The sequence below is a fragment of the Chitinophaga niastensis genome (assembly GCF_003014755.1).
GTDB classification, from domain to species: Bacteria; Bacteroidota; Bacteroidia; order Chitinophagales; family Chitinophagaceae; genus Chitinophaga; species Chitinophaga niastensis.
Window position 1 is genome coordinate 197,493 of sequence record NZ_PYAW01000005.1, and the last position, 11,393, is coordinate 208,885.

The 11,393-nt window shown below is 45.1% G+C and carries 10 protein-coding genes; all 10 read left to right on the plus strand.

Annotation, left to right across the window (positions count from 1 at the left end; all coding sequences use genetic code 11):
- Position 1: 1 nt before the first annotated feature.
- The 10 genes from CLV51_RS21875 to CLV51_RS21915 all read left to right on the plus strand — a co-directional run bounded on the left by CLV51_RS21875 (position 2) and on the right by CLV51_RS21915 (position 11,377).
- The gene (locus CLV51_RS21875) at positions 2-1,189 is read left to right on the plus strand and encodes a hypothetical protein (RefSeq protein WP_146151350.1); all 1,188 of its coding nucleotides are present in this window, start codon (positions 2-4) and stop codon (positions 1,187-1,189) included.
- Positions 1,190-1,200: 11 nt separating this feature from the next.
- The gene (locus tag CLV51_RS21880; RefSeq protein WP_106530227.1) at positions 1,201-2,646 is read left to right on the plus strand and encodes a phage tail sheath family protein; all 1,446 of its coding nucleotides are present in this window, start codon (positions 1,201-1,203) and stop codon (positions 2,644-2,646) included.
- Between the two features lie 57 nt (positions 2,647-2,703).
- Positions 2,704-3,141: a phage tail protein gene (locus CLV51_RS21885; protein WP_106530228.1), complete on the plus strand. Its 438-nt coding sequence runs from the start codon at positions 2,704-2,706 to the stop codon at positions 3,139-3,141.
- Complete coding sequence (locus CLV51_RS21890) at positions 3,141-3,608, plus strand: phage tail protein (protein ID WP_106530229.1); 468 nt, start codon at positions 3,141-3,143, stop codon at positions 3,606-3,608. The genes CLV51_RS21885 and CLV51_RS21890 overlap by 1 nt, the downstream gene beginning before the upstream one ends.
- A 6-nt stretch (positions 3,609-3,614) precedes the next feature.
- On the plus strand, positions 3,615-3,776 hold the full coding sequence (locus CLV51_RS29210; RefSeq protein WP_158267109.1) for a DUF5908 family protein: 162 nt from the start codon (positions 3,615-3,617) through the stop codon (positions 3,774-3,776).
- On the plus strand, positions 3,776-4,459 hold the full coding sequence (locus CLV51_RS21895; RefSeq protein WP_106530230.1) for a CIS tube protein: 684 nt from the start codon (positions 3,776-3,778) through the stop codon (positions 4,457-4,459). The genes CLV51_RS29210 and CLV51_RS21895 overlap by 1 nt, the downstream gene beginning before the upstream one ends.
- A gap of 30 nt (positions 4,460-4,489) precedes the next feature.
- Entirely contained in the window at positions 4,490-6,127 is a 1,638-nt protein-coding gene (gene vgrG / locus CLV51_RS21900) for a type VI secretion system tip protein VgrG (RefSeq protein ID WP_106530231.1), read from the plus strand.
- 10 nt (positions 6,128-6,137) lie between these two features.
- On the plus strand, positions 6,138-6,431 hold the full coding sequence (locus CLV51_RS21905; protein WP_106530232.1) for a PAAR domain-containing protein: 294 nt from the start codon (positions 6,138-6,140) through the stop codon (positions 6,429-6,431).
- A gap of 20 nt (positions 6,432-6,451) precedes the next feature.
- Positions 6,452-6,868, plus strand: coding sequence for a GPW/gp25 family protein (locus CLV51_RS21910; RefSeq protein WP_106530233.1), 417 nt, complete (start codon positions 6,452-6,454; stop codon positions 6,866-6,868).
- Between the two features lie 78 nt (positions 6,869-6,946).
- Complete coding sequence (locus CLV51_RS21915; RefSeq protein ID WP_106530234.1) at positions 6,947-11,377, plus strand: hypothetical protein; 4,431 nt, start codon at positions 6,947-6,949, stop codon at positions 11,375-11,377.
- Positions 11,378-11,393 lie beyond the last annotated feature (16 nt).

An 11,393-nucleotide genomic window follows, 5' to 3' on the forward strand; every position in this document is an offset into this window, starting at 1 on the left:
TATGAGTGACTATCAAATAAAATATTCGGTGCTGTTGTCTGTAGCTATTGAGCAGCTATTCTATCAGAATAAAATATGCCCTGCATATAAAGTGGAGCCCGTGCTGGATATCATGTGTGTACCTACAGAGGAATGCAAAAGTATTATGAATAACCTGGACATGCTCTTCCGCACGTCCGGTAACAGCGGCGGATTTACTGTATTGGGAAGGGTTTCGGGGAAAAACGGCGGCGGTAACGACTTGCTGCGCTTCCAACCCGGAAAAACAATGAAGCTCAGTTTCTGGATGATCCTCCGTAATCCGGACCTGCTTGGCTTTAATGACCTGCCACTACAGCCACCGGATAATCAGTTTTATTATTTCAGTAACCAGGTAGCTGACCTGGCTGCACCACGCAATAGTTTGCATCTCACCAAAGACGCTACCGGTGTAAAAGGAATCAATGAGCTGATAACATTATCACGCAGCACTTATCGTTTTCATTTTGGTGCAGCAGTAACTGCAGGTACAGCGAAAGTAAAACATAAATTAACCGGTGCAGAAGTACTGCCCTGGTCAATTGTAAACATAGCCGGCCAGGCGGATCTTGCTTTTAATCTTTCTACTTTACTACCCGGTATTTGCGAATTGTATATTAATAATGTCCTGGAAGATACTTTTTACTATGCAGACAGCATGCCTACCCAACCAGTGTTCGGCATTATTGAATGCGCACTGTCGCCTTTACTGCCAGCTAACTACAGGGTAATAGAGCCGGACCGGTCACTCAAACCACCGGCGCCGCAATACCTGATACGTTTTAAGAACCGTCAGACACTATGGCGCTATACTGTTGAATTGTTGCCCAATAGCCCGCTCTACCTGGAAATGGCAGCCCTCAGCCCGGCAAATAAAATAATCTTTCTGAATAAGCTCAACATCGTCAGCAATGATACCGGTGTTACGTTCAAGAAAGGAGTTGTGAGTGATACAGCGATACAATTTGTATCCATGAGTGCACTCCCTTTGAAAGAAAAATATGTTTCCGGTTCCAGTGCCACGCATGATCCATTAACACTGTCATTAAAAAAACTCATCGGTGATCCGCAGGAAGATGCAGTGAAAACAGATCTTCCTTGTCCGCCGGTTGGCACTATCAATAATCTAAGTATTCCATTTATCTACTCAGATATATTTTTAACACTTTAACTTTTTAAAAAATGGCAACTTACCGCTCCCCAGGTGTTTACGTAGAAGAAATCTCGCTTTTGCCACCGTCCATTGCAGAAGTGGAATCGGCTGTCCCGGCCTTTGTAGGATACACAGAGAAAGCAACATCCATTCTCCCTGATGACCTGCACAATGTGGCTACGCCCATTACCAGTTGGGGCGATTATCTGCAGCTGTATGGTGGACCTGCACCTGAAGATCCGGCGCATATCACCATTGCGGTGGATGAACATAAAACAGGTACTACCACTACCGGTTTTAAAGTAACTATCACACCGGATTATAACAACATGAGCAAATATTTTCTCTATTATGCGATTAAAAATTTCTACGCCAATGGTGGTGGCAGATGTTATATCGTTTCTGTAGGAAAATACGATGCACCAATTGCAGTTGCTGATATTCAGAAAGGATTAGACCTGATAGCACTGGAAGATGCACCTACCATCCTGTCGGTACCGGAAGCAATCCGCTTAAATGCAGGTGACTATCTGACTGTTAATCAGCAGATGATTAACCAGGCAGCTACACTGAAAGATCGTTTTGCTATACTGGATACCTTTCAGACTACAGTACCTAAAACCACTACTTCTATTGCTGCTGATGTAAAAACAGCATTAGACACTGTACCGGTGGATAATAGTATTCGCCGCTATGGTGCTGTATATTATCCGTTTGTGGAAACGACTTACAAGCTTGGATTTGATTTCGGCGCCCTCACCTTAACCACGCATCATATCAATGGTGTTCCTGCTGTAGGTCCTGATAACAAAGCCGGACAAACAATGACTGCCTTAAATAGCAGTGCGTCTGCCATGTACAATGCTATCAGCGCAGAATACGGCAAATACCATGTGTCCCTGCCGCCATCTGCCTCCATGGCCGGTGTGTATGCCCGTGTGGATGCCGATAGAGGTGTTTGGAAAGCTCCTGCCAATGTAGGTTTGATGGATGTGGTAAAACCACTTGTATCTGTATCCAGGATGGACCAGGACCTGCTGAATATTAATACAGATACCGGTAAATCTGTAGATGCTATCCTCAGCATTCCCGGCGCCGGTACTGTTGTTATGGGTGCCCGTACACTGGATGGCAACGATAATGAATGGAAATACATTAACGTAAGACGCTTTTTCAGTGTAGTGGAAGAATCTGTGAAGAAGTCCACCAGCTGGGCAATTTTTGAACCTAACACAGCTGCTACCTGGATCAAAGTACAATCCATGATAGAAAACTACCTGTTCCTGAAATGGAGAGATGGTGCATTGGCCGGCGCAAAACCGGAACAGGCATTCTTTGTCAATATAGGACTGGGCAAAACCATGAACTCAACGGATATACTGGAAGGCCGGATGATTGTACAAATAGGTATGGCAGTAGCAAGACCTGCAGAATTCATTATCCTCCAGTTCGAACAAATGTTGCAGACTTCCTGATGAGGAACAGCATGCATACAAGGTTCATTATTTCTTTAAAATTAAATATTACATACAATGGCAAATTATGCTTTACCGGTTTTCCATTTTACCGTTTCATGGGGTGGAGACAATATAGGATTCTCGGAAGTTAGTGGTCTTTCGCAGGAATTACAGGCAATTGAATACCGTGATGGCCTGATGTCCGGTACTACCTTACCATTGAAAAGACCAGGACTGAAAAAAGCCGGCAACATTACCCTGAAAAGAGGATTGGTGGCTACTAATAATGATCTCTACAAATGGCTCAATAATAACGGCCAGCCTAATGTGGAACGCCGCAACCTGGTGATTACACTGCTGAATGATGAAAGCGCGCCTGTATTTATATGGACCATCACACAGGCATGGCCCGTGAAATGCGATGGCCCTGGCCTGAAGGCTTCCGGCAACGATATCGCCATTGAATCTGTTGACCTGGTACATGAAGGAATAACTGTTAAAATAGCTGGCTGATGCCTACCTATTATCCGCCCACCTGCTTTCATTTTAAAGTAGAGTTTGTGGGCGTAAGCGGTACAGATACCGATACGGAACAACGTTTCCAGGAAGTGAGCGGTTTATCATTTGAAGTGGAAACCGAAGAGCTGCGCGAAGGCGGTGAAAACCGCTTTGTGTACAAACTTCCTAAAAGAGCGAAGTATCCCAACCTGGTACTGAAAAGAGGGCTGCTGAAAGGTACTGCCTTGCTCGACTGGTTTAAATCTGCTATGAGCACATATTTCACCGTAGTGATCTACGATTTTAAACCAGCTGACCTGGTGATTACACTCCTGGATGAAGCAGATCAGGCGGTAGCTATCTGGAACGTCGTACAGGCGTACCCGTTAAAGTGGGCTACTTCTGATCTGAAAGCATCAGAAAATGGTATCGTAATAGAAACCCTGGAATTGGCTTACCAGTATTTTGAACGCAAAATGTAATAGCATATGCCGGTACAAATCAATGAAGTTATTATCAGAACGGTGATAGAAAGCCCCTCCGGTAGCACCGGCGGTGGTACACACGAGGATGTTCCTCCTGCTATCAACAGGGAAACAGAAACAGTAGAAAAGGTATTGGAAATTATCAGAGAAAAAAATGAAAGATAATGGATACGCAAAGTGCGGCAAAACTGCCTTTTAATCTAAAGATCCTCCCCATCAATGATACCGGGTTTCCTATTGGTATTCCGTTCCTCGCGATGTTTAATCCGGAGCAATTAGCTATCAGGGAAGACATAGACTGGACGGCCAATGCAGCACCAGGAAAGGCAGGCGCCGATCTGAAATATAAAAAGACGAAGCCCAGAACTTTTACACTGGATTTTACACTCGATGGAACCGGCGTAAATACTAACGGGGTAAAGATACCCGTAACTGCCCAGGTGGTATTATTCCGGGCTGCTACAACCGGTGTGAGAGGTGCGTTGCATAAACCTGCTTTTCTGCTGGTTCAGTACGGATTATTTATCTGCACCTGCGTACTTAATTCGTCTACGGTTACCTATACGATGTTTGACTTTACCGGCCTGCCTATCCGCGCAAAGGTAAATGCTACGTTTACAGAACGTACCATCCCCACACTCAGTGATATCCTGGGGATGCTGTCATCACCGGATCTTACCCACCGCAAGACGGTAAATGAAGGTGATCTGTTACCACTGTTGACTTACCAGGTATATAACAATCAGGATTATTATCTGCAGGTGGCCCGTGCAAATAAGCTGAAGAATTTCAGAAGGCTGCAAGCCGGCAGCACGCTGGTATTTCCGCCCATCGCAGATAAAAAATAAGCAATATTTATTTGTAAATACCCCAATAGCATGTTAGATAGCTTACCTCCCGGCACACGGCCCGCAACAAATGTAGTCAGCAGAAAAGTATTTATTAACGGCACTGAGCTGAGCAATGAAATATTGCTCACCCAGATCATTGTAAATAAATCTTTTAACAAAGTGGCGTATGCAAAGGTAGTGTTGATAGATGGCTCGGCATCAGACCGCGATTTTCCACTCAGCAACGACAATAATTTCAAACCCGGCAGCGAAATAAAAATACAACTGGGTTATCAGGGTAATGTGGACACGGTATTTGAAGGGATCATTGTAAAACATGGTATCAGAGTAGCGCAGCATAGCAACTCGGTGCTGATGCTGGAGGCAAAGGACAAAGCCATCAAACTCACCGGTGGCCGCAAGTGTGCTTACTTCATTAATAAAAAAGATAGTGAGGTGATCGAACAACTGGCCTCAGACCTGCAACCGGATGTGGCATCTACCACTGTAACGCATAAACAGCTGGTGCAGTTTGATACAAGCGACTGGGACTTTATGCTCACCCGTGCTGAAGCCAACGGCATGCTGGTGCTGACAGACGATAATAAACTGATCGTGAAAAAACCGGATACCAGTGGGTCTGCAGTCGTTACTGCTACTTACGGTGATAACATCTGGGAATTTGAAGCAGAAATGGATGCCCGCCGGCAAATACAATCAGTTACCAGCCACTCATGGGATTACACCCAACAACAACTGGAAACATCTGATCCCGGTGATGCCACCTTTACAGAAACCGGCAATCTCTCTTCCAATGACCTGGGCAGTGTATTAGGCACTACGTTGAAGTTAAGCCATGCCGGTCATCTTACCCAACCACAACTGCAAGACTGGTCAGATGCTTATGCACTGCGCAATCACTTATCCAAAGCTACCGGTCGTGTGCGCATAGAAGGCAATGCAGATGTAAAACCCGGCACTGTTATAACATTGGCAGGAGTAGGAGATCGATTTAACGGTAATGTTTTTGTAACCGGCGTGTTGCATCAGTTTGAAGGTAATTGGTACACCGATGTACAATTTGGCTGGCAGGAAGATTGGTTTTATAAAAAAGAAAATGTGATGGACAAACCGGCATCGGGCTTATTACCCGGTATCAATGGTTTGCAGATAGGAGTAGTGCTGGATGTAGATGATACGGAATCAGGCGGACAATACCGCGTAAAGGTACATGTGCCGCTTATTACGGCCGGCAATGAAGGTATTTGGGCCCGTGTGGCCACACTGGATGCCGGCTCGAACAGAGGGGTTTATTTTCGCCCGCAAACGAATGATGAGGTAGTATTGGGGTTTTTGAATGATGACCCCCGTGAAGCAATTATACTCGGCTACCTCCATAGCAAAGACAGTAAGAAATCGCCGCTGCCCGAACAGAACGGCCAGCTGCAATATGGCTTTGTAACCAAAGAAGGCATCAAACTGATTTTCGATGATACCAATAAACGTATGACGCTATTGGTACCTGGCGCCAGTGGCGATAAATCACTTGTCATCAACAGCGATGCGAGCGCCATCGAAATAAAAGATGAAAATCAGAACAGTATAAAAATGGATACATCCGGTATCACCATTCAGGCTGGTGCCGGTAATGTGACCATTAAAGGAATTCAGGTGATGATCAATTAAAAAAATAAGCATGCCCGCAGCAGCACGTATATCAGATAATCACGTATGCCCCATGTTGAATCCCAACGGGAGCCCGCATACCGGCGGACCAATTCTGCCTCCTGGTGTGCCTACGGTGCTGATAGGCGGACAACCCGCTGCTACTGTGGGTAGTATGTGTACCTGCGCAGGCCCGCCAGACAGTATTGTTATGGGCTCGGCAACGGTCATGATCAGCGGACAGCCCGCCGCCCGCATGGGCGACAGTACCGCACACGGCGGCAGCATTGTGATAGGCTGCCCCACAGTAATGATAGGTGGATAATCTTTTAAAAAATTATAAGCATGGAAAGCGTAGACAGATCATTTTTAGGAACCGGGTGGAGTTTCCCACCCACTTTCAGAAGAGAATGGTATGGTGTGGAAATGCTCACCGAGGAAGCAGATGTACATAGCAGTATTGAAATTATCCTTGCTACCGTCAACGGTGAAAGGGTAATGCTGCCCAACTTTGGCTGCAATCTGCAACCACATGTATTTGATCAGATGAATGTACCCACCATCGCCATGATCGAAAAAATAGTGCATGATGCATTGGTCTTTAATGAACCGAGGATAATAGTAGAAAACCTTACTACTACTGCTTTTCAACAGGAAGGAAGACTGGAGATCTCCATAGATTACTCCATCATCACCACTAATACCCGGTATAATTACGTGTTTCCTTTCTACTTCAACGAGGCCACCAATATTGAGCGATGAACACAACAGGAATCCCGGAAGTAAATCATTCATCTGCCTGTTGTATCACGGCAGGTAAGCTATAAAATAATTATCCAGATGAGTAATTGTCAATGTCATACTGAAATAAACCGCGATGGCTCAGGCCAGCTAAACCGCTACCTCAGCGCCCTGGACCCTTCCTATGCAGCGGTGGATGGCCGCAGCCTGGAAGACTTACTGGTGTTTGCCCGCCGCTATGCCGCGCAGATCCGGTTTTACGATATCCCTGGTAGCACCATTAAAGATGATACTGTACCCGCTAAAGTGAGCTGGGCAGAATTTTTCAGACGCGATATGGCAGTCATCGCAGCTTCCATCGGTACCATTGACCTGGATGCTATCAAAAAAGATTATGATGATTTGCATACACAACTGGATCTTCACCCTGATGCAGATATATTTGAAAGTTTATTCAAACCTGTTATTGGTATCATGGTACGACTGGATGGCTGGTACACATTAGCCATTCCGCAAAATCCCCTGTATGCAGATCTGCACCTGGCTATCAATTCCAACCTCAGTGAACAGACCAAAAAAATGATTGCCTATGCAGAAGGATTCAGAGCTGTTGATACTAAAAAAACTATACTGCTGGATTTCACCGCCATTAAAAACGATGCTGTCTGGAAAATTAATGATACCATTTTTGCAGATGAAAGTATCTACATCGGTGCCACCCCGGAGGATAGAATCCGCTATGCTGCATTGTTTGTAGATGATGTGTTCCTTAGCTTTTTTGGACTCATCAGTCAGCTCGTTAATAACGCCGACGGCTATCTGCAGTTTGCTATACAACAATACCCCGCTCATCAGCCACACATGGGCCTGTTTATTGCCTTCCTGGAATTATTCCGGCGCGCGCAGGACCAGATGAATGGACTGACAGCAAGGATGTTGGACTTTTATTATCGTGATGTATTACACCTCACAGAAAAACCTTCCTTGCCTGATCGCGCACATGTGATCTTTGAACTGGCAAAGGATGTTACAGCATACGATATAGCGCCGGGTACTGCCCTGAGTGCAGGAAAGGACCTGTCCAACAAGGATCAGATATATCAAACTGAAGGTGGTCTTGTTGTTAATCAGGCAAAAGTAAAAGAGCTGAAAACAATCTTCATAGATAAATCTCCTGTAGATGCATTAGAAGAAAATAAAACAGTGAATACCATCTACGCCAGGCCTGTAGCCAATTCGCAGGATGGTTTTGGTGCAAAATTTACAGATCCGTATCCGATGTGGCCTACCTTCGGACAAGGCATCCCGCAGGATACAAAATTTCTTAATAAATATTGTCACATCCTGGATGTATATCATCAGTTATATGACCGTCATGATCAGGCGCGTGTAGGCTTTGCTGTGGCTTCTCCGCAGTTGTTGTTACAGGGGGGCAAACGTTACCTGGAAATACAGGCCACCGGCCTCAATGTATTGCTGAAAGATGCAGCTACGTTGACACCTGGCGATAACTTATTTGAAATATGGTTTACCGGTGAAAAGGAATGGGTAAAAATAGACCAGGTGCTGGACCTCTCAGCTATGCAAACAACCCTGACGCAAAATGGTGTATTCCCGCTGGACGATAATATCACTACAAGTGGATACTCCATATCAGGTCCGGCAGATACCATCTGTATTTATCTGCCTATGTCTGAATCAGCTGTAATAGGCTTCGATAGTAAGTTGCATAAAGGGTATGAATTTACTACTACCTTACCGGTGATGCGCATCATGCTGCATCCTGATATTAAATTGGCGGCGCCGGATTATAATAATTTGTCGGTAAAAGACTTTGCTATTAGTGTAAGAGTGGGGTCTATTAATCCTAAAATTCAAACAACCGGAGGAGGTACTATTCCCATTCCCGCTGCTGCTACGGGTCCTAAAGTAGATCTTACAGGTAGTCATTTTGACGGATTAAAAACACTGGTGCTACAGAACGATGCAGGCGTGCAACCTGTGGGCAAACCATTTGATCCGTTTTCTGCATACCCTGTCATGGGAAAATCTTTTTATTTAGGTAGTGGTGAAGTATTTAATAAGTCGTTATCAGCGTTGGCGGTTAATATAAGAAGAACAGTAGACCCGGAATTTGGTACTGCCAATAATGATCCGGCCACTGGTGCGGTACATCCAAAGTACAGCGTTAGTTTATTGGAAGAGAGGGCATGGGTACCATTGAATGCCTCTTCAGATAACACTAACACCGGTCCTGATTTTGATACTTTAGCATTAACACATAATATATTAAACCAGTTGATAGCGAAGGATCTGCCCGATTTGTCCTACCAACCGGTACCCTATACCCGTTCTCCCATATTACCGGTTACTGAATGGAATCTGCAAACAGTGAAAGGGTTTTTACGGATCACTAGCCTGGTGTCAGTAAATGCTGATGCAATTACGTTTTTCGCTGAAAGTGCGAAGCTGGCCAGGGAACTACAAATAAAGGAAATATCTGTTAGCTATTATTCAGCACCGGAAACGCTGACACAGGGCATCGATCAGTTTTTTCATGTGTATCCTTTTGGAGTGGCAGAAATTGAATTGCCTGTCAGCAAAACAACAGGATCATCTGAATTGGAGGGGATCACAATGAAACGTAACCTGACTTATCAGAATTTCCTGCCGGTGATGCGCAAAGCTGCTGTTGCTAACCTGTTGGATGCGCACAATTGCCTGTTACCACAGTTTACCTATAAAAGCCCGTATAGCGATTACAGTCATGGTATCAGCAGTAGTATTAACAACTCAACCGGCAATAATCTCACCGTGAACGCTGTCAATGATAGTGTAATGGGACGTTTATTGCTCAATGCCAGCGGTATCAGCAGCCGTTTAACCGGTGGTTTTAATCAGTATTCGAATGTTTTCCAGGAAGAGGGTATGTTATTCATCGGCCTTGAAAATTTGCAACCACTGCAAACATTGTCGTTGTTGTTTGAATTTGCAGATGGTACAGCGGAAGATGAAGATAATGATCCGCCGCAAATTAACTGGTCCTATTTAATCAACAATGCGTGGCGGCCACTCAATGGTGAATTTATTGTCTCTGATGGTACCTATGGTTTTCAAACCACCGGTATTATGAAGATAGATATTCCGGAAGATGCTACTAACCACAATACTATTATTACCGATGGGTTGCATTGGCTATGCGCCAGTGTGACAGCCTATGCTAACCGTTTTCCGCAATTGATTAATGTGGTAGCGCAGGCTACGGAAGTAGTATTCGTGGATAATGGTAACGATCAGCGGCATTTCGATACTGCATTACCTGCCGGCACCATCAGCAAGCTATCGGTGAAGGTGGCTGAAATAAGTAAAGTGCAGCAACCTTTTGCTTCTTTTGATGGCAAACACAAAGAAGTAGGGAAAGAATTTTATACACGGGTAAGTGAGCGTTTGCGCCACAAAGGCCGTGCAATAACAGCCTGGGATTACGAACACCTGGTGCTGGATCATTTCCCGATCATCTATAAAGTAAAATGTATTACGCATACAGATCCTGATTGTTTATGCCGTCATTCAGGCGTAAAACCGGATGTGCCCAACGAAGTATTTTGCTGTGGCCCGCAGGTGGCCCCCGGACATGTATTGATGGTCCCCATTGCCAATCTTAAAAACAGGAACGCCATCAACCCGCTGCAACCTAAAACGGGTCGTCGCACCATGCTGGAAATAGAACAGTACCTGCAGCAACGCACTTCTCCTTTTGTAAAAGTACGCGCGCGGAACCCGGTGTATGAACAGGTGTTGGTATTTTTCCGTGTGAAGTTTGTAACAGGAACAGATAAAGGTTATTTTCTCAAAAAGCTCAACCAGGAAATTGTACAATTCCTTACCCCATGGGCTTTTGATCAAAATGCAGAAGTGAAGTTCGGACAAAAAATATATGCTTCTGCTGTGATTAATTTTATTGAAGAAAGAACTTATGTAGATTTTATTACCGATTTCCTGATGTTTGTTTGCTCGGAAGGTTGTTGCCCGGATACTCCTGCTACAGCTACTGATCAACCGAATACCGGTAAAGATGACCTGGCATCGCAATTCAACAATGTCAAAGGTTGTGACGACCTCGAACACCTGGAGCAGGATAAATCCAATTTCATCGGCATTGTAGTAGCCACACCTTCTACGCCCCGCTCCATATTGGTGTCTGTACCACAGCATATTATTATACCGTATGAAGCACCACCGGCATTATCGCCTTGTGAAAAAAGGCGCACTACCATGGTAACTAACACACCCGCGCCGATAAGGATGGTAGCTACCCCTGCGCCAGTAGCAACGACCACACCAACAGCTACGCCTGTACTGGTTGCTACACCCGCAGCAGTAGTAGTCAATCCTGCACCGGCTCCTGCTCCTCCACCTTCTCCGGCGGATACACCGAAGACGATGCCGGCAGATGAGATACCAACAGAAAATACAGATCCGGCAGCAGAAAAAACGAAACCACCAGGGAAAAAGACGCCCAATAAATAGCAGCCTAAATGATCTT